Source organism: Pseudomonas sp. MWU12-2020, assembly GCF_023100605.1.
Lineage (GTDB): Bacteria > Pseudomonadota > Gammaproteobacteria > Pseudomonadales > Pseudomonadaceae > Aquipseudomonas > Aquipseudomonas fluorescens_H.
Window position 1 is genome coordinate 1 of record NZ_JALMEX010000025.1, and the last position, 23,420, is coordinate 23,420.

General features: G+C 61.1%; 13 protein-coding genes and 1 pseudogene. 3 read left to right on the forward strand and 11 right to left on the reverse strand.

The features are described from left to right. Nucleotides 1-56: 56 nt before the first annotated feature. The 4 genes from M0814_RS28655 to M0814_RS28670 all read right to left on the reverse strand — a co-directional run bounded on the left by M0814_RS28655 (nt 57) and on the right by M0814_RS28670 (nt 5,401). On the reverse strand, nt 57-1,235 hold the full coding sequence (locus tag M0814_RS28655; protein WP_103486137.1) for a PepSY domain-containing protein: 1,179 nt from the start codon (nt 1,233-1,235) through the stop codon (nt 57-59). 75 nt (nt 1,236-1,310) lie between these two features. Next, nucleotides 1,311-3,812: a TonB-dependent siderophore receptor gene (locus M0814_RS28660; RefSeq protein ID WP_103486138.1), complete on the reverse strand. Its 2,502-nt coding sequence runs from the start codon at nt 3,810-3,812 to the stop codon at nt 1,311-1,313. Nucleotides 3,813-3,899: 87 nt separating this feature from the next. After that, the gene (locus M0814_RS28665; protein WP_103486139.1) at nt 3,900-4,901 is read right to left on the reverse strand and encodes a FecR family protein; all 1,002 of its coding nucleotides are present in this window, start codon (nt 4,899-4,901) and stop codon (nt 3,900-3,902) included. Then, nucleotides 4,901-5,401 carry a sigma-70 family RNA polymerase sigma factor gene (locus M0814_RS28670; RefSeq protein WP_003220433.1) on the reverse strand — a complete coding sequence of 167 codons (501 nt, stop codon included), beginning with the start codon at nt 5,399-5,401 and terminating at the stop codon, nt 4,901-4,903. The genes M0814_RS28665 and M0814_RS28670 overlap by 1 nt, the downstream gene beginning before the upstream one ends. Nucleotides 5,402-5,713: 312 nt before the next feature. Here M0814_RS28670 and M0814_RS28675 point away from each other — a divergent pair, with 312 nt between their 5' ends. After that, nucleotides 5,714-7,594: a methyl-accepting chemotaxis protein gene (locus M0814_RS28675; RefSeq protein ID WP_003220435.1), complete on the forward strand. Its 1,881-nt coding sequence runs from the start codon at nt 5,714-5,716 to the stop codon at nt 7,592-7,594. A 146-nt stretch (nt 7,595-7,740) separates the two neighbouring features. Here M0814_RS28675 and M0814_RS28680 read toward each other — a convergent pair whose 3' ends face one another. The 5 genes from M0814_RS28680 to M0814_RS28700 form a co-directional block, all read right to left on the reverse strand. After that, nucleotides 7,741-8,208, reverse strand: coding sequence for an SRPBCC family protein (locus M0814_RS28680; protein WP_103486140.1), 468 nt, complete (start codon nt 8,206-8,208; stop codon nt 7,741-7,743). 24 nt (nt 8,209-8,232) lie between these two features. Further along, on the reverse strand, nt 8,233-11,625 hold the full coding sequence (locus M0814_RS28685) for a non-ribosomal peptide synthetase (protein WP_103486141.1): 3,393 nt from the start codon (nt 11,623-11,625) through the stop codon (nt 8,233-8,235). A 13-nt stretch (nt 11,626-11,638) separates the two neighbouring features. Continuing rightward, nucleotides 11,639-12,568, reverse strand: a complete 930-nt coding sequence (locus tag M0814_RS28690) for a diiron oxygenase (RefSeq protein WP_103486142.1) — start codon at nt 12,566-12,568, stop codon at nt 11,639-11,641. Next, nucleotides 12,565-13,341, reverse strand: a complete 777-nt coding sequence (locus M0814_RS28695; protein ID WP_103486143.1) for a DUF3050 domain-containing protein — start codon at nt 13,339-13,341, stop codon at nt 12,565-12,567. Before M0814_RS28695 ends, M0814_RS28690 begins: the two co-directional genes overlap by 4 nt. Before the next feature lie 767 nt (nt 13,342-14,108). Next, nucleotides 14,109-14,819, reverse strand: a complete 711-nt coding sequence (locus tag M0814_RS28700; RefSeq protein ID WP_045122243.1) for a GntR family transcriptional regulator — start codon at nt 14,817-14,819, stop codon at nt 14,109-14,111. A gap of 194 nt (nt 14,820-15,013) precedes the next feature. Here M0814_RS28700 and lapG point away from each other — a divergent pair, with 194 nt between their 5' ends. Together lapG and lapD are read left to right on the forward strand one after the other, a co-directional pair. Further along, nucleotides 15,014-15,706 (forward strand): cysteine protease LapG, encoded by a 693-nt coding sequence (gene lapG, locus M0814_RS28705; protein ID WP_003220445.1) that lies wholly within the window; start codon nt 15,014-15,016, stop codon nt 15,704-15,706. Between the two features lie 14 nt (nt 15,707-15,720). After that, entirely contained in the window at nt 15,721-17,667 is a 1,947-nt protein-coding gene (gene lapD / locus M0814_RS28710) for a cyclic di-GMP receptor LapD (protein ID WP_103486144.1), read from the forward strand. Between the two features lie 127 nt (nt 17,668-17,794). Here lapD and M0814_RS28715 read toward each other — a convergent pair whose 3' ends face one another. Continuing rightward, nucleotides 17,795-18,133, reverse strand: coding sequence for a hypothetical protein (locus tag M0814_RS28715; RefSeq protein WP_003220449.1), 339 nt, complete (start codon nt 18,131-18,133; stop codon nt 17,795-17,797). 147 nt (nt 18,134-18,280) lie between these two features. Next, a pseudogene (locus M0814_RS28720) lies at nt 18,281-23,420 on the reverse strand (LapA family giant adhesin); the annotation flags it as partial.

The following is a 23,420-nucleotide window of genomic DNA, read 5'->3' on the forward strand; positions in this document are numbered from 1 at the left end:
AGAACCCCTGTCTGCTAACGCAGACAGGGGTTTTGTCGTTTCAGGGCTCCCAAAACTCAGGCCGCTTTGCGAGCCTTGCTGATGCGCCTGGCCTGCCACTTGCGCCACCAGATGTAGACGCCAGTCCCCGATAGCCCCGCGATCAGGACCCCCAATACCGCGATGATCACTTGCCCGGTGAAGCCGATGATCCGTCCGCCATGTATCGGTAGTTGCAAGCGGTAAAACCGTTCCCCCAGCGTCCCTTGTCCGGCAATTTCCTGACCTAATAATCGCCCGTCAGTACCGTGGAAGAACAACCAGGATTTGCCATGCGCTTCAGTGTCGTGATGCCCGAATCCTGCGCCGTAGAAGTTGTACTCAAAGCTGTAATACAACTCTCCGATCGCCGCTGTCAGTCCTAACCTCTTCCCCTCCAGCAATGCCCTTTCGTACGCCTGTTGATAACTCAACTGCGTCACCCCCAACGCCGACGGAGGCATTCGCCCTCGGGTCTCATAAACGCTCGGCTCGATTGGTGAAAACAGCGACACCGCCGGTTTGAAGACCTGACTGGGCAAGTTCATCGCGACACTGCTGACCGCGATCGGTAGCAACAACAACCACAGCCACAATCCCCCCGCGCGATGCAGATCGAAGTTGAGCCGATAAGCGTGCCCGCCCTTGATCTTCCAGGCCAACGACCACTTTTTCCAGAACGGTTTGCCACGGGGAAGCGTCAGCCACAGCGCAATGAAGCAATCGATTACCCAGGCGATGGCAACCAGGCCCATCAACCACAAGCCCCAGTTGCCGGGCAACGTCAGGTTGTAATGAAACTCAAGAATGAACGGAATGAAGTTCTCCCGCGCAAAGCAGCATTCACCCCAGTAACGTTGGCCCTTCTGCTCGGCATTTACCGGGTCCAGATAGAACACCTGATTGCGCTCATCAAACGGTTTGCCGGTCGCCGGATCATTGCGCGGCACCGCCGCCAACATGGCGGTATGTCCCGCCTCCTGCGGATACTCCATGTACCAGACCTGCAACTTCGGATGCGAGGTTTGCACCGCGTCGACCAAGGTCCCGGGAGGCAATCGTTGCCCCTCAGATGACGCCGCGTAGAACTGCGGATTCAGCCACTCATCTAACTCATGATTGAACGCAAGAATGCTTCCGGTGATCCCGGCCAGCAGCAAAAACACCGCCGTCGCCAACCCGATATAGCGATGCAACAACACCAACAATGCGCGCATGAAATGTTCCCCACAGAGACGACAAAGCCAGCCCCTGAAAACAGAGGCTGGCTTTTTTATGCACAAGGCAAAGGTTTAGAACTGGTAGCTGACCGTGGCAGCGACGTTGCGCTCTTCGCCCATGTAGCAGAAGTTCAGACTCGCGCAGGAGGCCACGTAGGATTCGTTGGTCAGGTTGTTCGCGTTCAGACGCACGTCGACACCTTTCAAACCGACCTTGCCCAGGTCATAGCCGATCGATGCGTCGAACAGTGTGTAGGACGGCACCTTCAGGGTGTTCTCCGCATCCGCCCAGCTGTAACCGACATAACGCACACCACCGCCCAGACGCAGGCCATCGAGCGCCGCGCTGTCGAACTTGTAGTCAGCCCACAACGACGCCATATGCCGCGGCGCCTGGGTCGGCGAGTTGCCTTTGTTCTCGATCACGGCGGTCGGCGTGCTCAGAGTGCTGACCATCGACTTCGAGTACTCGATATCGGTGAAGGTATAGCTGCCGAGCACTTTCAGGTTGTCGGTCAACTGCATGTGCGCTTCCAGCTCCAGGCCTTGCGAGCGGACAGCGCCTACCGCGCGGTAGAAGTTTTCCTGAGGCAGCTTGGTCGCCAGATTTTCCTGATCGATCCGGAACAGCGAGGCGGTGAACAGGTTGTCGGTGCCCGGCGGTTGATACTTCAGGCCGACTTCCCACTGTGTGCCATCGGTCGGAGGCAGAGGATTACCAGCACTGTCGGCATACGAGTTCGGGTTAAACGACTCGGAGTAGCTGATGTACGGCGCCAGGCCGTTCTCGAACAGATACAACGCGCCAGCACGGCCGGTCAGTTTGGTGCGCCGGTCATTGATTTCAGTACCGACCGGACGGCCTGCTTCGGCGATACGGTTCTCATCCGACGTCTCGACCCAGTCCTGACGCAGACCCAGCGAGAAGCGCCACTGGTCCATCTCGATCAGGTCTTGCAGGTACACGCCGGTCTGCTCCAGGCGCCGCAGGTAACTGGTATCGCCGTACATATCGATCGCCGAATTGCCGTATACCGGGTTGAACGCGTTGATCGGGGCCAGGCCGCCACTGGTCCAGTCGACCACGGTTTTGCGCCGTTGATAGTCGGCGCCCATCAACACGGTGTGCTTGGTGGCACCGGTGAAGAATTCGGCCTGCAGCATGTTGTCGACGATGAACGCATGCAGGCGTTCATCGCCGCCGGTGTAGTAGCGGTTCAGTTCGTTGCTGGTTGGCGTCGTCCAGCCGTAGGCGTAGACCTGATCCATGTTGACCTTGGAGTCGAGGTAACGGAAATTCTGCCGCGCCGTGAAGACATCGTTGAAGCGATGTTCGAACTGATAGCCGAACGACTGCTGATCCCGCGAGTAGCCGTCAATCCCCGGCTCCCCCTCGAAGAAGTGCGGCGAGATGCGGTTGCCGTTGCGCTGATGAATCGTGCCATCCGCCGGCACGCCACCGTGGTAGCCGCCATCCGGATCGTGCTGCAGATACGCCTGCAGCGTCAGCGAAGTGTCTTCGCTGAAGTCGATGCTCAGGGTCGGTGCGAGGGCGAAGCGTTTTTCCTTGTTGTGGTCGAACTGCGTGTCGGACTGATCCGTCAAACCGGTCAGACGATAGGCAATGCGTTTGTCGTCATCGACCGGACCGCTGAAGTCAAAACCGACACCGCGCTGGCCTTGGGTGCCAACCGTGGCCTGAACCTGATGATAGGCCTCGTACAACGGCTTTTTGCTGGTCAGCGCCACCAGGCCACCGGGCGAACTGCGGCCATACAAGACCGACGACGGGCCTTTGAGAATATCCACACGCTCAAGGAAATACGGATCGACCTGCATGGTGCTGTAGGTGCCGCTGTCGCCCATCGACTTGAGGCCGTCGAGGTAGATGTTGTCCACCGAGCCGTCGTTGAAACCGCGCATCGCCACATAGTCGTAGCGATGAGTTGCGCCGTAAGGGTTGGTCAGCACGCCGGGGGTATAGCGCATCGCCTGGGAGACGGTCTGTGAGCCTTGATCGTCCATTTGCTCGCGGGTCACAACCGATACGCTTTGCGAAGTTTCCAGCAGCGCGGTACTGGTTTTGGTAGCGATCTGGCTGTGCGTGGCGTTGTAACCTTCCATGCTGCCCAGCGCGTTACCGAGGGCGAAACCTTTGATGTCGGTGGTTGGCAGTGCCAGCGCCTCGGGTTCGCTGATTGAACGCAGGATGTAGCTGTTTCCGTCTTGGCTGACCGCTTCCAGACCCGAGCCGCCCAGCAAATGGCTCAACGCCTGATCGGTGGAATATTCGCCCTGTACGCCCGGAGACTGCCGCCCCTGCGTTTGCTGCGGGGTCATCGACAAGGTGATGCCCGCCTGACGCGCGAACTGGTTCAGCGCTTCGCCCAGCGGGCCGGCGGTGATGTTGTAGCGATGACTGCTCGCTTCACTGGCATTGGCGGCGAGGCTCAGGCCTGGCAGCACACCGGCGCCCAGAACGGTGGACAGCAGGGCAGCGCGAATGGCGTGCCCCAGCAGGCCCGATTCGGCAGTGAAATTCAGCGAGTTCTTACAGGTGAGGCGGACAGTCATTGTAGGTTTCCGTAGGCAGTCGCAAAGGCTGAGTTGAAGTGCTTACTGACCAAGCCGGACTTGTCGCGAAAACCCGCCAAAATAATTTCAGGCCACAGCCTCAAGCGTTACCCACCAACGGGTGCGATAGCGCAATTGCACCGGCAAAGTCTGCGGCAGGATTGCCAGCAGCTTGTCGGTGTCCTCCAGGCGGAACACACCGGACAGGCGCAGATCTGCCACCTGCGGCGTGCACGTCACGAAGCCCTGACGATAACGTCCGACTTCATTGAGGAAATCGCCCAGGCGCATGTTGCGGGTCACGATCAAACCATCGACCCAGGCGCCCGCGTCCATATCCAGTGGTGGTGCAGGGCGCACCTGATGGTGATCGATCAGAAAGGTCTGTCCGGCGAGAGCCTCAACCGAAGCTCCGCCGTTGTGGATGGCGACGCGCCCGGAACTGACGCTCAGTCGCGTGCAATCGTTTTCCTGGCGCAGGATGAAGCGGGCATTGGCCGGCTCATAAGTGCCATGGCGACTTTGCACGCGAAGCGGCCGGTTGAATGCCGCGCCTTCATCATTACTCCCGCAAGTGACGATGATTTCGCCACGGGTGAGTTTGATCAGCCGCTGCTGCGCGGTGTAATCCAGATCCACGGCGCTGGCCGTGTTCAGCTCGATCCGCGTGCCGTCGGGCAACTGGAAGCCGCGACGCTCGCCGGTCGCCGTAGCGTAGTCGGCGCGCCACTGCTGCCAGACGGCGGTGTCCTTGGCCAGCCATGCGGCGGAACCCATCAGCACCGCGCCGGACAGCAGCTTCAAGGCCTGCCGCCGCCCCAGCCCCTGCGCACTGTTTTCCAGGGTATTGAACGCCACCTGTGCGCCGGGCACGGCGCGCAGGTTGTGGCTCAGTTCGGCCTGCAGCGACTGCACGCGCTGCCACGCCAGTTCATGCTCGTGATGTTCGGCGCGCCACGCTTCGCATTGACGACTCAGGCGCGCATTGCCATGGTTGTTGCGCAGCCGCAGCAGCCAGTGAATGGCTTGTTTGACCACCTGTTGCGGCGGTTCGGCGCGTCGCCCGGTCGAGAGGTTATCCACAGGCATCAGCTGTCGTACCGCAACACGTAGCAGTGATACAGCGCATCGGCGACGTAACGCTCCACCGAACGCAGAGACAAGCCCAGCTGTTCGGCGATCTGCTTGTGCGTCAAACCTTCGCACTGCGCCAGCAGAAATGCCTGACGGACTTTCGGCCGCAAGCCTTCAAGCATGCGCGCGATGCTTTCGAGCAACTCGATCACCAACGCGCGGGCTTCGGCGCTCGGGGTTTCGGCTTCGGGCAAGTGGGCGATGGTTTCGAGATAGGCGCGTTCGATTTCTTCACGACGCCAATGGTCGATCACCAGGCCGCGAGCGATGGTGCGTAAAAATGCGCGGGGCGCCTTGAGCTCCAGGCGTTCGGTACGTTGTAGCAGGCGTACGAAGGTGTCCTGAGCCAGATCCGCCGCATCTGCGGCATTGCCCAGCCGTGCTCGCAGCCAAGCGTTGAGCCAGCCGTGATGACTACTGTAAAGCGCCTGCACTGCAAACTCAGGTGAGGACATGAACGCGACAGCCCGAACGTCACAAATGATAATTAGTCGCATTTTTATCAAGGGCGGTGAATTTTGCAACCTCCGCTCGGATAACCAGCATAAAAAACTTTATAGCGAACGCTCTGGCACGCCGTTCGGCGGGAATCTGTCAGAAATGCCGTGCATTTCCCACACAACCCTAAGATTTCTGCGAACCGTGCCGACAGACTGGTGAGACATGCGTGCACCAAAGTAGAGCGGCCATCAGAACGCTGCCTGCGCTGTACATGGAATGTTGCATCCCGGAACGCATCCCCACTTTTGCATAAGAAGTCCCATGAAATGAATCTCAAGTTCAGCCATAAAATCCTGTTGGCCGCCTCGGGCGTCGTGGTCCTGGCTTTCGCTTTGTTCACCCTCTACAACGACTATCTGCAGCGCAACACCATTCGCCAGAACCTCCAGTCGTCTGTGCAGCAGGCCGGCGATCTGACCGCCAGCAGCGTGCAGAACTGGATGAGCGGGCGAATTCTGGTGCTGGAAAACCTCGCGCAGAACGTTGCCCATCAGGGCAAGGACGCCGACTTCCCGGGGCTGGTCGATCAACCGGCCTTCACCTCGAACTTCCAGTTCACCTACGTCGGTCAGGCCAACGGTGTGTTCACCCAGCGCCCTGACGCGAAGATGCCCGACGGCTACGACCCGCGTCAGCGACCTTGGTACAAGCAAGCCGTTGCTGCCGACAAAACCATGCTGACCCCGCCGTACATGGCCGCGGTCGGTGGTCTGGTGGTGACCATCGCCATGCCGGTGAAAAAGAGTGGCGAGCTGCTGGGGGTGGTCGGTGGCGACCTGAGCCTGGAAACCCTGGTAAAGATCATCAACTCGGTGGACTTCGGCGGCCTCGGCCACGCATTCCTGGTCAGCGGTGACGGTCAAGTGATCGTCAGCCCGGACAAAGACCAGGTGATGAAGAACCTCAAGGACATCTACCCGAATTCCGGCGTGCGCATCGAGAAGGGCAACCAGAACGTGGTGCTCAACGGCCAGGAACGCATTCTGTCGTTCACTCCGGTCAGCGACTTGCCGAATGCCGATTGGTACATCGGTCTGTCGATCGATCGCGACAAGGCCTACGCCGCCCTCAGCCAGTTCCGTACTTCGGCGCTGATCGCGATGTTCGTCGCGGTCGCTGCGATTGCGCTGCTGCTGAGCCTGCTGATCAACGTCCTGATGCGACCACTGACCACCATGGGCCGTGCGATGCGGGACATCGCCCAGGGCGAAGGTGACCTGACCCGGCGTCTGGTCGTGGAAGGCAAGGATGAGTTCGCTGAACTGGGCAGCTCGTTCAACCAGTTCGTCGAACGCATTCACGCGTCGATTTCCGAAGTGTCCTCGGCCACGCGTCACGTGCACGACCTGTCGCAACGCGTGATGGCCTCGTCCAACGCCTCGATCATCGGTTCCGACGAACAAAGCGCGCGCACCAACAGCGTGGCCGCCGCGATCAACCAGTTGGGCGCCGCCACTCAGGAAATCGCCCGCAACGCCGCCGATGCTTCGCAGCACGCCAGCGGCGCCAGCGAGCAGGCCGATGACGGTCGTCAGGTGGTCGAGCAGACCATTCAGGCGATGACCGAGCTGTCGCAGAAGATCAGCCTGTCGTGCACGCAGATCGAAACACTCAACGCCAGCACCGACAACATCGGCCACATTCTCGATGTGATCAAAGGCATCTCGCAGCAGACCAACCTGCTGGCGCTCAACGCGGCCATCGAAGCGGCACGTGCCGGTGAAGCCGGACGCGGTTTTGCGGTGGTGGCGGACGAAGTGCGCAACCTCGCCCATCGCACCCAGGAGTCGGCGGAAGAGATCCACAAGATGATCACCTCCTTGCAGGTCGGTTCCCGTGAAGCGGTGACCACCATGAACGCCAGTCAGGCGTCCAGCGAAGAGAGCGTTGAAGTGGCGAATCAGGCCGGTCTGCGCCTGGTCAGCGTGACCCAGCGCATCGGCGAAATCGATGGCATGAACCAGTCGGTGGCCGCTGCAACCGAAGAGCAGACCGCCGTGGTGGAAACCCTCAACGTCGACGTCAACCAGATCAACCTGCTGAACCAGCAGAGCGTGGCCAACCTCAATGAAACATTGAAGGATTGTGATGCGTTGTCGCAGCAGGCCAACCGGTTGAAGCAGTTGGTGGACAGCTTCAAGATCTGATCCGCAGATTGAAGACCGCGTTATCGTTCTTCGCGAGCAAGCCCGCTCCCACAAATTGACCGCGTTCCTACAGAAGGAATGCAATCAAAATGTGGGAGCGGGCTTGCTCGCGAAGGCGGTAGCTCAATCACCGCAGAACTGAAGCCTTATACAAACAGCTTCAACACATTCCCCATCGCATCATCGGCAAACCCCTGCACGAAATCCTTGAACCCCGGCAGTGCTTCCTCCCCACCTGAAGCCGGCTCGGCAATGATCGTCCAGGTCGCCCGCGACTTCCCTGCGCCCAACGATTCCACATTCATCGCCGCCCACAGATTGGCCACACCCAAGGTGTTGTAGATCGTGGTCCAGGTCATGGCCCGTGCCTGCTCATCGCGGGAGTTGAGTTGCTCGACCACCACGTTGCCGTCCTTGAAGAATTTCTTGCGCAGCGAGGACACGCCTTCGCCGGTCATTTCGATGTGCGACAGCGCCGGGATGAAGCGGTCGAAGCCAGCGAAATTGCCGACCACCGCCCAGACCTGCGTCGCGTCCGCCGGCACTTCCACCGAAGAGATGACATGGCAGCCGTGAGGGTTTTTGATCAGGGTGTCCGGTTGCGGAGTGCTCATGGTGTTGCTCCTTTTTTGGATGAATCAGATGAAGTTGATTTCTTTCAGGTAATCGCAGCCGCGACGCAGCAGCGCCGGGGATTTTTCCGGGTAGTGCGCGCCCATCTGTTGCACGCCGGCTTCGGCGTTGGCGTGGCCGATCAGGGAGATGTCGCCAATGTCCTCCTCGAAGCCGTTGAGGTAGAAACCGAGCACGCCAAACAGCGCGTTGTCGGTGTCGACCCGGCCCAGTTGCTGCTGCCAGTCGGCGACGCTGACCAGCGAGAATTCGCTGCCGGTTTCGCGGAACGAGGCGACGTAGGCATCCCAACTCAGCGGTTCGGGGTTGTGCAGGTTGAACACCGCGCGCTCGGTCGAATAACGGCTGGCGTGGAAGGCGATGAAACGCGCTAGAAAGTCCACCGGCATCAGGTCGAAATTCAGCGCGAAGGCCGGCACCTGACCGAGCTGGATCGAGCCTTTGAGCATCAGCATCAAACGGTTTTTGTGCGGCTGGCAGACGCCGCTCAGGCTGTTGAAACTGATGTTGCCGGGGCGATACAGGTTGACCCACACCCCCCGCTCGCGCGCCCGTTCGAGGACGCGCTCGCCGACCCACTTCGACAGGTTGTAGCCGTTGCGGATGTAGATCGGCGGGGTCGGCGCGGCGGGCAATTCGAGCACTCGGCCTTCGCCATCGACGGTGCTTGAAGCGGACAGCGTCGAGACAAAGTTGAAGACCTTTTTGCTGCGTCCTTCACACAGGCGCAGCAACTCGAAAATCGGCTCGACGTTATCCGCTGCCAGCGACTCGTAATCGAGCACGTGGTTGACGTTGGCGGCGTTGTGCACCAGTGCGCCGAACTCGCGATCGAGGCGCTGATAATCGTCGTCGGTCAGGCCCAGTTGCGGGCGGGTCAGGTCTGCCGAATAGATCCGCACCCGACTCAGATCCAGGTGCTCGAGACGGTTCTCGCGCAGTGCCTGAGCAAAACGCTGCGCCGCGGTTTGCCCGCCGCCGTCACGCACCAGACACGCCACCTCGCTGGCGCCCCATCCAAGCAGCGCTTCGACAATGTGCACGCCGACAAAGCTGTTGGCGCCGGTGACGATCACCTTGTGCACATCGCCCAGGCGACTGATCGGCAGCGGCTCGATGTTCAGCGGGCGCTCGGCGTCGGCCATGGCCTGGGCGCTGAGCACCGCGCTGTCGTCGGTACCGCGCACCAGCGTCGCGAGTTTGCTGATGGTCGGCAGTTCGATGAAGCGGTTGATCGAGATGCTGCGCCCGAACTCCTCACGCAAGCGCAGCAACATCCGCGACAGCAGAATCGAATGCCCACCGAGATTGAAGAAGCTTTCGTCGGTGGAAATATCGCTGCTCGGCAGCTCCAGCAGTTCCGCCCAGATCTCCAGCAGCAGCGCTTCGTCAGCGTTTGCCGGCAGGCATTTCGGGCCGCCGTCCTGCACACTCACCGGCAGCTCCAGCAATGCCTTGCGGTCGACCTTGCCGTTGCTGGCGAATGGCATCTGCGCCAGTTCAGTCCAGGCCACCGGTTGCATGTAGTCCGGCAGAAACTGCTGGGCATGCGCCTTCAACAGATCGCGGGCAGTGTCCGATTGCGGCTGGGCGAGGAACGCCAGAATCCGCCGCTGACTGTCGATCACCACCGCCACCTGACGGTACAACTGGCTCTCGCGCAGGCAGCGCTCGATCTCTTCCGGCTCGACCCGGAAACCGCGGATCTTCACCTGATTGTCGCGCCGTCCGCACAGCTCGATGCCGTGTTCGCCCCACTTGGCCATGTCGCCACTGCGGTACGCGCGCAACGCTTGGCCGTTTGGCAGTTGCAAGGTCAGATAGCGCTCGGCGGTCTGCTGCGGGTTGTTCAGATAACCGAGGCAGACGCCGGGGCCGACGATGAACAATTCGCCGACGGTGTTCTCCGGCACCGGTTGCAAGTCGTCATCGAGAATCAGCACCTGACTGTTGGCAATCGGTGCGCCGAGGGTGCGGTTGCTGTCACCCGGTTTGAGCTGGCGAGCCGTGATCAACACCGTCGCCTCGGTGGGGCCGTAGAGGTTGTGCAGCTTGCCCTGCCGGGTCAGTTGCTCGATGACGAAGGGCTCGCAGACGTCGCCACCGGTCATCACCTCCACGCCTTGCAGTTGCTCCAGTGGCAGGATGCTCAGCAGCGCCGGCGGCAGGAACGCGTGGGTCAGTTGCCGGCGTCGGATCAGCGCCACCAGTTGCAGTGGATCGCGGCGTTGGGTGTCGTCGGGCACCACCAGTTCGGCGCCCTGCAGCAGACTCGGGAAGATATCGATCAGCGATGAGTCGAAGCTCAGCGAAGAGAACTGCAAGACCCGACTCTCGGCGCGCAACTGCACGTAATCGGCGTACCACGCCGTGAAGTGGGCGAGGTTCGCCTGGCTCAGCAGCACGCCCTTCGGATGGCCGGTGGTGCCCGAGGTGTAGAGCGCCATGCACGGGGCGTCGAGCTGTGGACGCTGGCGCATCAGCGGTTGGCTGAGATCCGCGTCGGCACTGTCGATACGACTGACATCCAGCCCGGGCATTGACTCGCTGAGCGGGTGCTCGCCGTCGTGCAGCAACAGCAAGGCTCCGGCGTTCTGCAGGATGTATTGCTGACGCTGCAACGGATGGCTCGGCTCGAGCGGCAGATACACCGCGCCACTGCCGAGCACCGCCAGAATCGAGGCGAACAGCGCCGGACTTTTCGGCTGGCAGATACCCACGATCCACGGCTGCGGATGCTGCTCGAGCAGCGGTTGCAGGCGTTGCTGGATCGCACGGCTGTGGGCGTGCAACTGGCGGTAGCTGAGCGACTGCTCGGCCAGATGCAGCGCCGGTCGCTCGGCGTGTTCGATCAGGCTCTGTTGCAGGCGCTCGATCAGCGGTGTCTGCGCCTGTTGCAACAATGCCGGATGCGCCGTGGCGTTGAGGCGATGGACGTAAGCCAGACTGTCGAGAAACGACAGGTCTTCCACCTGCTCGAAGTCCGGCGCCGTGGCCGGCGATGCCTGCTGGAAGTACCCGGCATCGCGGGAGAAGCGGCTGACCAGCAGCGCGACTTCGTCGACCAACTGCGTCAGCACTCGCTGGCGCAGTGCCTGACCGTTGCCGGACGGCTCCTCGCCAATCGGCACGCGGCTGATCAGTGACGAGCCGATGAAACACAGCAGGTCGAGTGTCGGCAAACCACCAATGCTTTGCCTTCCGATACCCAGGCGCAGATGCAGGTGGGGGATTGCACAGCGATCGCCGGCGCCGATGAAGCCATCGTCGATGATCAGATCCACTGTCGATTGCGCGGCGCCGCTGCGCATCAATGAGTGACCGTGTTGTTCGAGTTCCTGTGCCAGGTCGGTCATGGCCTGGCTGGCGCCAATCAGCAAAATGTCGAGACGTCTCATGTCGGCCTCCTCATCACACCAGATAGTCACGCAGGGCGTGCTGCACGCAGGGCGTGTCGAGCAGCGAGCTGTTGTGGAAAAAACGCACGATGTTGCCCACCAGCGGATGGTGGCGATTAATCGGGAAGGCCAGCCCGGCCATTTCGTCCTTGAGCGAGCGGCGGATCACATCACTGACCGGCAAGGCGTCGATCAGGCGCAGATCGAAGGACTTCTGGATGTCATTGGTCAGGTAATGGCCGATGAACACCGGCAGGATCTGCGCGATGGTTTCCCGGTCCGCGTCATTGGCGGTATGCCAATAGATGCGCACCATGCGCGCCCAGAAGCTGGAGTGCCGGCCCTCGTCGAGCAAGTGATCGGCCATCAGGCCTTTGATCGACGGCTTGACCGTATCGTCCCGGGCGAACGCCGCGACGTCGCCGGTTACGGTGTTTTCGGCGATGGCGACGCAGATCAGTTCTACCGCGCTGCGCAGGTGCTCGGGCGCCAGAGCCACAGCGGCCGGAATCGCCCGGCTCAGTTCGATTTCAGCAGGCAGTTCGATCGGCTCGATGCCGGTCATGGCCACGGTCTGCTGCATGAAATCCATCGCCACCAGTGCGTGGTAATCCTCGTCCACCACCACGGTCATCGCGTCGTAGCGACAGGCGAACGGGAACGGCACGGCGAAGCGATTCTTGGCGATGGCGCGGGCGGTCCGGTCGACGATTTCGGTCTCGAAAATCACCACGTCGTTGATGAACTTGTACAGCGTCTGCACCAACGCAAAATCACGCTGCTGCGGGCACTCGCGCAGGAAGGTTTCGCTGAGCACCAGGGGCTGGCGGCTCAGCGGATAGATCAGGCGCTCATCGTCTTCGAGCACGCGCCGTGGCCGGGTGCGGATGGTGGCGCGGGTTTCCCAGGCGTCGGCGAAGGATTGATAGTCGGCGGCGTTCATTGGGCCACCTCCGCCAGTGGAGCGCGCATGCTCAGACGCAGGCCGTCCCACAGGGCGATGCGGCTTTCCACGGCCGCGATGGCGCTGGCGTAGACCTCGGCTTCACGCTGCGGATCGCCATCGACCAGGCGCTCAAGCAATTGCTCGGCGGCTGGGCCGTGATCCTCGGAGTCGACCTCGATGTGGCGTTCCAGGTAATAGCGAAAGGTTGGTGCCTGTTCGATGCCGATCCCCCAGTCATCGAGGATGCGCTGGAACATTGGCGGGATAACGCTCTCGCGGCCATGCAGGAACGCGGCGGCCACGCTGTGGCCTGGCGCATGCAGCGCGGTGTTTAGCGTCTCGCGGACAAATTTCGCCGCTGCCGGATCAACCTCAACGCTTTGCAGAGCGACGTCGTAACTCACGCCTTCCTGTTGCAGCGCGACAAACCGCTCGACCGCCGTGGTGCTCGCACCGACTTCGCGCATGGCGTCCAGGTACAGCTCGAAATGGCTGTAATGGCCGTGGGCGGGACGATCATCCGACTCTTCGCCAAGCACGATCTCGTTGATCAGCCGCGCAGCATGCGGATCGCGTGGTGGCAACCATGGCAGGCGGGTGCAGGTCAGTTCCTGTTGCAGGCGTTTGGTCAGCGACATGAAATCCCACACGGCGAAGACGTGAGACTCCATGAACCGGCGCAGTACCGATAGCGAATCGATTTCGGTAAAGATCGGGTGAACGCTCAATTGAGCTTTTTTCAGGGCGAGTTGTTCTTTAGTTGGCATCATGGCGAACCTCGGTGTTATTGGAATAGAGGGAGTTGCTCGTTCAGTGCATCAACACGGACTTGATAAATTTGAAATGTTTTCTATTGGCGAGCGCGGGCCTCATTCGGATTAATGAAAGTTTGCAAAGTGCATGAAAGGCTCTCGGCCATGCGTTGGCGACTATTTGCCAAAGCTATTGGCTGACTGCGGAGCCGTGCCGTGTTTGCGGGTTGAACCCGCTCGGCGAGGAAAAGCTAATACATCGTCAAATAACTTAACAAGTTTATTTTTAATTATTTTTAGTTGTGTGTTTTTCAAGTATGAGTTGGCCCGGTAAAACTTTTGATTTCAGTTTTACTTGGGCGTAGTTGCTCCTTTCGGCAAATAATGGCCAAAATTGAAGACAAGAGTGAATGCCTCACTCAAAGCAACTTTCCGATGCAAAGATTGAAGTGATGTATAGGAATGAAAGTTGGCCGGAAACGGCGCCGTAACTTCCTTTTATCCCGTGGCAAGGCTCCTTCCGTAGGTTCCTGGTGCGGGGACTGCGCCGGCGGTGCGGAGCGTCGCCCGTTCTTCATGGGTTGGCCGTTAAAGAGTGCGGGTAAATTGGCAGGACGGCTATGACCGATTCGTCCGCAGCGAGCTGCAATGCCGGGCATATGGGCGCTGGGAGGTTAGAGCGAACAGGCCGATCCGCCAGCAGATTTGCGGCGGAGCGCAGAGAGGATTTGTAAGCGGGTTATTCGCCGGTCAGGCGTGAAGAGCAGAGACCGGCAGAAAGGGAATCAGCGTACGGCCTTGCGGTTTTGTCCGGCAGGGCTGGCGAGGTAACGAGTGATCACGTCGACGCCACGGTTGAGGTGTTGCGTGAGCAACTTCACCGACAGCTCGACATCGCGCTCGATCACCGCGTGGAGCATGGCGCGGTGATCTTCCTGGGAGAGTTTGCCCAGGCCCATGGCTTCGAGGTTGAAACGCAGAAAGCGCTCCTCCTCGTTGAGGCCGTCTTCGACCAGTCGCAGCAACCGCTGATTCGGGGCCTTGCTGTACAGGGCCATATGGAACAGGCGATTGAGCCGACCGATTTCGCCGTAGTCGTGCTGGGTCTCGAGCTCTTCGATATAGCTGGCGGCGCGGGCGTGATCGGCGCTGGTCAGCAGCGGGATCGATTGGCGCATGGCTTCGGATTCGAGCAGGATCCGCAACTCGTAGGTTTCGGTGGCGTCGCCTTGAATCAGCGGGGCAACCACAGCGCCCTTGTGGGTGGTGACACTCAGCAGCTCCTGGGCCTCCAGCTGACGCAGAGCCTCGCGCACCGGCATGCGGCTGACCCCAAACAGGTCGGCCAGGTCCTGCTGACGCAGGGCGGTGCCGCATGGCAAACGACCGTCAAGGATCGCCGAGCGCAGGGTCTCTTCGATGATCGAACGGGCGAGGTGTGCGGGAATCGGCCCGTCGACTTTGATGCTGTGCAGCGGTTTGGGCTTCTGTGTCACAACTACTCACCCTGAATGAAGACGAAATTTGGATCCAAGGACACTAGTGATTGCTCCACAGGTTGTCAAACCGTGTGAAGCTGCGATCCTGTGCGAAGTTTAGCGCGCGGGCGATGATCTCAGTGTGCCATTGTTTTTTGCCCGGCTAAGCTTCACCATCAAACGCTTTCCTTCCTGCCTCCTGGAAACCTGCTGTGGCGGTACGTTTCGCGATCCCCCGGACTTTGCGCTGGCTAGGCTGTGCACTGTTGCTGGCCGGCGTCATGCTGGGCGGTCTGCATGCCGATTGGGATTTTTCCGCGATCAGCCGCAAGGCCACGGCGCTGTACGGCCCGCTGGGTGCCGGGCAGCAGCGAATCGATGCCTGGCAGAATCTGCTGGCGACGCAGAAACAGGTCAGCGAGATGGAAAAGCTCAAGGTGGTGAACCTGTTTTTCAACAAGCAGATGCGCTATGTAGAGGACATCGATCTGTGGGGGCAGGTCGATTATTGGGAGACGCCCATCGAGGCGTTGTGGAAAGGCGCCGGCGATTGCGAAGACTATGCGATCGCCAAGTATTTCAGCCTGCGCCATCTCGGGGTATCCAGTGACAAGCTGCGCATCACCTACGTCAAGGCACTGCGCCAGAACCGCGCGCACATGGTGCTGACTTACTACGCCACCCCCGATGCCATGCCGCTGGTGCTCGACAGCCTGATCGATCAGATCCAGCCGGCGTCGCAGCGAACCGATTTGCTGCCGGTCTACTCTTTCAATGCCGAAGGTCTGTACCTGCCGGGGGCCAAGGGCAACAAAAGGGTCGGTGACACCAAACGCCTGTCGCGCTGGCAGGATGTGTTGAGAAAAATGCAGGCCGAAGGTTTCCCGGTCGAAACGACTAACTAGGAGCACGCGCTCAGATGTCTTTGTTCAAACAGCTGTTGATCGCTATCTGTCTGTTCCTGGTGGTCGCCTTCACCGGCAGCTTCATGGTCAGTCTGGAGAGCTCGCGCACCCAGTACGTCAACCAGCTGCGCTCTCACGCCCAGGACGCCGCCACGGCGCTGGCGTTGTCGCTGACGCCGAATATCGACGATCCGGCGATGGTCGAACTGCTGGTCAGCTCGATTTTCGACAGCGGCTATTACGCGAGCATCCGCGTGGTCGATCTCAAGACCGACAAGACCATCGTCGAGCGCAGCGGGATTCCGGCGGTCAGCAATGTGCCGGACTGGTTCGTCAAACTGATTGGTCTGGAGCCGGCCGGCGGCGACGCGTTGGTCAGCCGTGGGTGGGAACAGGCGGCGCGGGTTGAAGTGGTCAGCCATCCGATGTTCGCCGTGGCCAAGCTGTGGCAGAGCGCGTTGGGCAGCCTCGGCTGGCTGCTGCTGTGCGGCGCGGTCAGTGCGGCGCTTGGCGCGCTGCTGCTGCGCCGGCAATTGCGCCCGCTCGACTACATGGTCAAACAGTCCCACGCCATCGCCCGCCGCGAATTCCTCAGCCTGCCGGAGCTGCCGCGTACTCCGGAACTGCGCCGCGTGGTGCAGGCGATGAACCAGATGGTCGAGAAGCTCAAGGCGCTGTTCCAGGAGCAGGCCGAGCGCAGTGAAAAACTGCGTGTCGAGTCCTATCAGGACAATTTGACCGGCCTGGCCAACCGACGTTATTTCGAAATGCAGTTGAACAATCGGGTGAGCAATGCCGAACAGGCCAGCTCCGGTTATTTGCTGCTGTTGCGGGTCAAGGATCTGGCCGGGCTCAACCAGCGTCTGGGCGGTCAGCGCACCGATGAGTTGTTGAAAGCGGTCGGCGAGCAATTGTCCCGCGAGTGCGCCCGCTACCCGGAAACCCAGAACCTCGTGACGCGCATTCGCGGCGGCGAGTTCGCCGTGCTGGCGCCGGGGCTGGTGCGTGAAGAAGCGCTGCAACTGGCGCAGAACCTCGACAGTGCGTTGAGCAGCCTGCACGCCACCGGCGCCACGGATGTACCGGCCGTGGCCTCGATCGGCCTCGCCCCGTTTGCTCATGGCGATTCACCGCAAGCTGTGCTGACACTGGGTGATCAGGCGCTGGCGCAGGCCGAGGGGCAGGGCGAGCGGAACTGGGCCTGTATCGATCAGAGCCTGGTGGCCGATGTCGGTGACGATCACCACGCCTGGCATCGGTTGCTTGATCAGGCGCTGAACCAGCAGCGTTTCGAGCTGTACTTCCAACCGGTGGTGGCCGCCCAGGACACGCAACTGGTGTTGCATTACAAAGTACTCTCACGGTTGCTGGATGAGCAGGGCGAGACCATTCCCGCCGGACGTTTCCTGCCGTGGCTCGAGCGTTTTGGCTGGACCGCGCGACTCGACCGCCTGATGCTCGAGCGGGTGTTGGAGCAGATGAAAGGGCACGAGGATTCGCTGGCGCTGAACCTGTCTTCGGCAACCCTGGCCGATTCGCAGGCCCTGAACAAAGTGTTCGAGATTCTGCGTGCGCACTCCGACCTCGGCGAGCGCCTGACGCTGGAAATCGGCGAGGAACAATTGCCGGAGCAAGCGGTGCTGGAGCAGTTGACCCGGCGTCTGCGTGAACTCGGTTTTTCCCTGAGCCTGCAACGCTTTGGTGGACGCTTCAGCATGATCGGCAACCTGGCGCGTCTGGGGCTGGCGTACCTGAAGATCGATGGCAGCTACATTCGCGCGATCGATCAGGAGAGCGACAAGCGCCTGTTCATCGAGGCGATCCAGCGTGCGGCGCACAGCATCGATCTGCCGCTGATTGCCGAGCGGGTCGAGACCGAAGGCGAGTTGTCAGTGATTCGCGAGATGGGCTTGTATGGGGTGCAGGGGCAGTTGTTTGGTGAGCCCAAGCCCTGGAAGTAACCTGTTCGTCATTCGTTGTCGGTAAATCAGCCTTCGCGAGCAAGCCCGCTCCCACATTGGAATGCATTTCAAATGTGGGAGCGGGCTTGCTCGCGAAGGGGTCAGTCCGGTCACTGAAGATCGCGGATCAGATCAGCCCGGTCTCTTCGTCGTCGATCAAGTGGCTCAACCCGCCTAGCGCTTCCCGCGCCTGGGTCCGATCCATCAGCTTGGCCTGCGCCGCCGGCGGCAGATCGGTAACGCGGATCACGCCCTTCTGGGTCAGCACCTGAATCAGGTCGTCGAGTACCCGAATCATCTCCAGATCGCTCTGTTTGAGCTGTTTCAGGCTGGTTTCCACGACCTCGTTGGCGAACCAGGCCTGGATTTCATGGCTGTCGGCGGGCAGCGTTTCCGAGGCTTCGGCGTAGGCCGCAGCTTCCACGCGGATCAGCTGACCCTGCGCATCGCGTTGCACGTAAAACATTGAGCATCCCTCAGAAAGAACCAGCGTCATGCTGTCAGCAGCATAGGCCAACTGCGCGCGAGTATGCGGTGCGGCGACGAAATCGTCACCGGTGCGATAGGCGCAAACGTGACGGCCGCCCCAAGGGGCGGCCGTTTTGTTCACGCATCAGCTGTTGTTGTGGTCGACCTTGATGGTCGGATCGCTGCCGGCAATCAGGTTATGAATGTTGGCGGTTGACCAGTTGTTGCCTTCCAGTTTGATCGTCACGTCCGGAGTGGCCGCAGCGGCATCGCCGGAGTTGAACTTGCCGCCGGAGCTGACCTGCAGCGACGACACGCCGTCGACCGTGGTGATCTTCAGGAAGTTGTCGATGGTGCTGCCGGTCTCGCCCTGCAACAGGTCACGCAGATCGATGCGGTCGCCTTCGTTGGCGTTGAAATCCTTGATCACGTCGTTGCCGGTATCGCCTGCTTTCCAGACGAAGGTGTCGGCACCGGAACCACCGATCAGGATGTCGTTGCCCTGGCCGCCGATGAGCGTGTCATTGCCGGTGCCGCCGAGCAGGATGTCATTGCCCTTGCCGCCGTCGAGCAGGTCGTTGCCGCCCGAACCGAACAGAATGTCATTGCCCGCGCCGCCCAGCAGCGTGTCGTTGCCGTCATGCGCACCGGACACATCGAACGCCTGATAGTGCTCGGTGATGTACTGGTGCACGTTGCTGGTGGTGACTTTGCTGACATCCACACCGGTTTGCTGTGCGACGTACGCCTGCATTGCCTGATAACCCTCGCCGGCAATGCCGTTGAAGCTCACCAGGTCGCCGAACAGGATGTCGTTGCCGTCGCCACCGCTGACGGTGTCGTTGCCCGGCATCGTCGCTTCGGTGTGGCCGATGATCGAGTTGGCCAGATCCTTCGGATCGATGTTGGTCTGCGGGTTGTGATCAGTGTCGTACGGTTTCAGGTCGTTGAGGCTGACACCGCTGTTGATACCGATGGCTTCGACGTTCGACAGGCCACTGAGCAAGGCGAAGCTGCTGTTGGCGTTATCGGTGGTGGCCGAGCTGGTGCTGCTGCCGCTGCCCGCCAGGCTCGACAGCTCATAGGTGCCATCACCCTGAGCGTGAACGGTACCCAGGTTGGTTGCGGTCCAGCCGTAACGGCTGGTGTAGACCTGCAACTGCGCACTGCCGTTGGCACTGATGCTCAGGTAATGCGTGCTGTCGATGTAAGTGCTGAAGGTATCGCCCAGCTTGTAGTTGCTGGTGGTCACCACACTGTCGAACTTCACGCTGCCGTACAGCGTCGGGTTGGTCTGCTCGCCGCTCTGGTAGTAGGTCGGCTGGCCGTCGGTGATGAAGTACGTGAGGTTCTTCGCCCCGGTGTTGGCCAGCGCTTCGGTGCTCTGGAAGAAGTTGGCCGTGGTCTTGAACACGTCTTCGTAGTTGGTGCCGCCGCCGGAGGTCATCGAGTCGAGTACGGCTTTGAGCTTGGTCAGCGCGTTCGGGTCGTTGAGGTTCACCGACACCGACTTGTTGACCTGGGTATCGAAGTCCACCAGGAAGATGTTCACCGTGCCCGAGTTGCTGCCGCTCAGGCTCTGCTTGAGGGTGTTGAACACCGAGGTCAGCGAGTCCTTGGCCGCGTTGATCGACGAGGTGCTCATGCTGCCCGAGGAGTCGACCATGAACGCGATGTTGTAGTTGGTGCCCGGCACCACGGTCAGACCGCCGATGTCGGCGACCATGATGTCGTTGCCATCGGTGCCGTTGAAGGTGTCATCCCCAGAAGTCCCGACTACGGCGTTGTACACCGCCGGCACCACGGTGACCGGAATGGTCGCGGTGCTGCTGGCCGAGCCGCCGACCATCTCGGTAGAGGTCGACGTCACGGTCAGGTTGAACTGGCCGTTGTAGTAGGTCGGCGGGGTCACGGTCAGGCTGCCGAGGCTCCAGCCGGTGACGTTGGCTTCGCCATTGCTCGCGGTGACGGTGAAGCTGTGGCCGTGACCGTCGGAGAGGACCGAGCCGACCGGCGCGCCGCTGATCTTCACGCTCAGGGTTTCCGAGCCGTCGGTGTCGGTCAGCGCGGTGTTGATCGCCGACAGTTTCACCGTGGTGCCTTCGGCGCCGGTGTTGAGTTTGTAGCCGTCGTAATAGCCTTCGCCGTTGGTGCCGTGCAGGTCGGAGACGGTCACACCGGAATTCACCAGGTCCTGCACGCCAGTGTAGATCGGCACGCCGGCGCTGCTCAGGTCGATCGGCGTGCTGCCGTTGACCGACAGGTTCACGTCATAGCTGCCCGGGCCGCTCTGGTTGTGGTGGTAGATGTCCAGGGTGTAGTAGCCGCTGGTGGTCGGGGTGAACGAGCCGCTGATCGCACCGCCCGCGCCCCAGGTACCCGACGCCACACTCTTGCCGCCAATGGTGATCAGCAGACTGTCGTCAGCCACACCGCTGAAGCTGTAGGTCTTGCCGGCTTCCAGATAGATCAGGCCCGAGGTTTTCGACGCGGTGCCCGCTGCGATGTTGCCGTCCGACTGCACATTGGTCACGTTGGTGCTGGAGTTCGGGGTGCCGGCGCCGTCGATCAAGTTTTTCAGGGTGGTCGAGTTCGCGCCGCTGCCGTCGGTGCCAAGACCCGGCAGGCCGGTCCAGACTTCCTTGACCAGCCCGGTGGACTTCACGCTGTTGTCGGCCACGCTCACGGTCGGTGCATCCGCCACCGGCGTGATGTCGATCTTCACGGTGCCGGTGTTGCCCAGCAGTTGGCCGTCGGTAGGCTGGAACTTGATCTGTGCATAGTCAGCCTGGTTGTTGCCCAGGCCGGTGCCGCCGTAACCGTTGACGCCCGACTCGTTGGCATCCGGCATGAAGCGCAGCTTGCCAGCGTCGATGTCAGCCTTGCTGAAGGTCTGGTTGTTGGCGACGTCTTTCCAGGTCGAGCCGTCCAGATACTGCAGTTTGCCTTCGCCCGGCAGCTGGGTGATTTTGATGCCCAGGCTGCTGGCCGGGCTGTCGACGTCAGTCACACCGAAGGTCGACCAGCCGAGGATCAGCGGCGTGTCTTCGGTGCCGGTGACGTTGACCGGCGCTGCAACCGGCGTATCGTTGACCGCCACCACGTTGACCGTGGTGGTCGCGGTGTTGGAGTAGTTGCCGCCATCGGTCACGGTCACGGTGATGATCCGCGGCACGGTGCTCGGGTCTTCACTGCTGTTGGTGAAGCTGATGTTCTTGATCGCCTGCATGTAGTCGGCCAGCGTCGCGTTACCCGACAGGGTCAGGGTCACGGTGCCGTTGGTGCTGTTGGCATTGATGGTGATGCCGTTGACGCTGTTGCCGAGGTTCAGTGCGTCGCCGTCCTGACGGTTGGTCAGCACGATAGTCGCGCCGGTCAGCATGGTGCTGTCCGGGTCGGTGATCGTCAGGTCAGTGTCGGCAATCGACACGCCGGCGCCCGGGGTGTTTTCGGTGAAGGTCACCTTGTAGTCGGCACCGGTGGCGCCGCTGGAGTTGTTGGCATCCAGGTCGATGACCGGTGGCGCATCGTTGTCGATGATCGAGGTGCTGACGCTGCCGTTGGTGCTGCTGACGGCCAGGTTCTCGAAGTTGCCGCCGGTCGCCGAGTCGATCTTGACCACGAAGTTCTCGGTGCCTTCGGTGATCTTGTCATCGATGGTCGCGACGTTGAACTGCGCGCTGCTGGCGCCCGCCGGGATCTTCACGGTGTACACACCGGTGAAGTCCGAACCGTCGGCAGCGGTGCCGCTGTAGACGATTTTCAGGGTCACGTCGGTCTGCGCCGGGTGGGTCAGGCTGACGGTGTAGCTGGCGGTCTGGCCTTCGGTCACCGAGGTGCTGCCGGTGATGCTGACGGTGGTGGTGTCGATGGTGTCGGTGACATTGGTCACGGCTGGCGTGGTATTGGTCACCAGATTTTCGAAATTGCCACCGCTGGCGTTGGTGATGGTTGCCTGCACGCTGCCGGCGTCTTTATAGACGTCGTCAGCCGGAGCCGGAACGGTCACGGTGCCAGTGGTTTTGCCAGCGTCGATGGTGATCACCGAGCCGTTGCTCAAGGTCACGGTGACCGGCGAGCCGGCGGCATTGGTCAGGGTCGCGGTGTAGGTGATCTGGCCACCCTCGGCCACAGTGCCGGTCGCGCTGAGCGACAGGTTGGTGGTGTCGATGGTGTCGGTCACGGTGGTGCTGACCGGGGTTTTGTCGGCGACGAGGTTTTCGTAATTGCCGCCGGTCACATTGCTGATCGAGTTGGTCAACGGCGCGTGGCCGGTCAGCGCGTCGTTCGGGGCAATGCTGGTCACGGTGCCGGTGGTTTTGCCGATGTCGATGGTGATGCTCTGGCCGTTGGCCAGGGTCACGACCACAGGCGAACCGGTGACTGGTGCACCCACGGTGGCGGTGTAGGTGACGGTGCCACCCTCGGCCACGGTGCCAGTGGCGCTGAGTTTCACGCCAGTGGTGTCGATGGTGTCGGTGACATTGGTCACGGCTGGTGTGGTGCTTGGTACCAGGTTCTCGAAGTTGCCACCGGTCGCCGACTTGATGGTCGCCTGCACGGTGCCGGCGTCTTTGTAGACGTCGTCGGCTGGCGCAGGAACGGTGACGGTGCCGGTAGTTTTACCCGCGTCGATGGTGATCACGGCGCCGTTGCTCAGGGTCACGGTCACTGGCGAGCCAGCGGCGTTGGTCAGGGTCGCGGTGTAGATGATCGAACCGCCCTCGGCCACCGAGTTGGTGGCGCTGAGCGACAGATTGGTGGTGTCGATGGTATCGGTGACGGTGGTCGAAACCGGCGTCTTGTCAGCGACCAGATTCTCGTAATTGCCACCGGTCACACCGGTGATCGAGTTGGTCAGCGGCGCATGACCGGTCAGCGCGTCGTTCGGCGCAGTGGTGGTCACGGTGCCGGTGGTTTTACCCACTTCGATGGTGATGTTCTGACCGTTAGCCAGAGTTACCACAACTGGCGAGCCAGTCACTGGCGCACCAACGGTCGCGGTGTAGGTGACGGTGCCACCTTCAGCAGCAGACTCGGTCGCGGTGAGTTTCACCGTGGTGGTGTCGATGGTGTCGGTAACGTTGGTTACGGCTGGTGTGGTGCTTGGGACCAGGTTCTCGAAGCTGCCACCAGTGGCGGACTTGATCGTTGCCTGCACGGTGCCGGCGTCTTTGTAGACGTCGTCGGCCGGCGCAGGAACAGTCACGGTGCCGGTGGTTTTACCGGCGTCGATGGTAATCACAGCGCCGTTGCTCAGCGTTACGGTCACTGGCGAACCAGCG

What these genes read in the sequence shown, in the direction of transcription:
- M0814_RS28715 (WP_003220449.1), bottom strand. Translation starts at nt 18,133, where the DNA reads ATGTTTTACGTGCAACGCGATGCGCAGGGTCAGCTGATCCGCGTGGAA.
- M0814_RS28665 (WP_103486139.1), bottom strand. Translation starts at nt 4,901, where the DNA reads ATGCCTGTGGATAACCTCTCGACCGGGCGACGCGCCGAACCGCCGCAA.
- M0814_RS28655 (WP_103486137.1), bottom strand. Translation starts at nt 1,235, where the DNA reads ATGCGCGCATTGTTGGTGTTGTTGCATCGCTATATCGGGTTGGCGACG.
- M0814_RS28660 (WP_103486138.1), bottom strand. Translation starts at nt 3,812, where the DNA reads ATGACTGTCCGCCTCACCTGTAAGAACTCGCTGAATTTCACTGCCGAA.
- M0814_RS28685 (WP_103486141.1), bottom strand. Translation starts at nt 11,625, where the DNA reads ATGAGACGTCTCGACATTTTGCTGATTGGCGCCAGCCAGGCCATGACC.
- M0814_RS28670 (WP_003220433.1), bottom strand. Translation starts at nt 5,401, where the DNA reads ATGTCCTCACCTGAGTTTGCAGTGCAGGCGCTTTACAGTAGTCATCAC.
- M0814_RS28680 (WP_103486140.1), bottom strand. Translation starts at nt 8,208, where the DNA reads ATGAGCACTCCGCAACCGGACACCCTGATCAAAAACCCTCACGGCTGC.
- lapD (WP_103486144.1), top strand. Translation starts at nt 15,721, where the DNA reads ATGTCTTTGTTCAAACAGCTGTTGATCGCTATCTGTCTGTTCCTGGTG.
- M0814_RS28675 (WP_003220435.1), top strand. Translation starts at nt 5,714, where the DNA reads ATGAATCTCAAGTTCAGCCATAAAATCCTGTTGGCCGCCTCGGGCGTC.
- M0814_RS28690 (WP_103486142.1), bottom strand. Translation starts at nt 12,568, where the DNA reads ATGAACGCCGCCGACTATCAATCCTTCGCCGACGCCTGGGAAACCCGC.
- M0814_RS28695 (WP_103486143.1), bottom strand. Translation starts at nt 13,341, where the DNA reads ATGATGCCAACTAAAGAACAACTCGCCCTGAAAAAAGCTCAATTGAGC.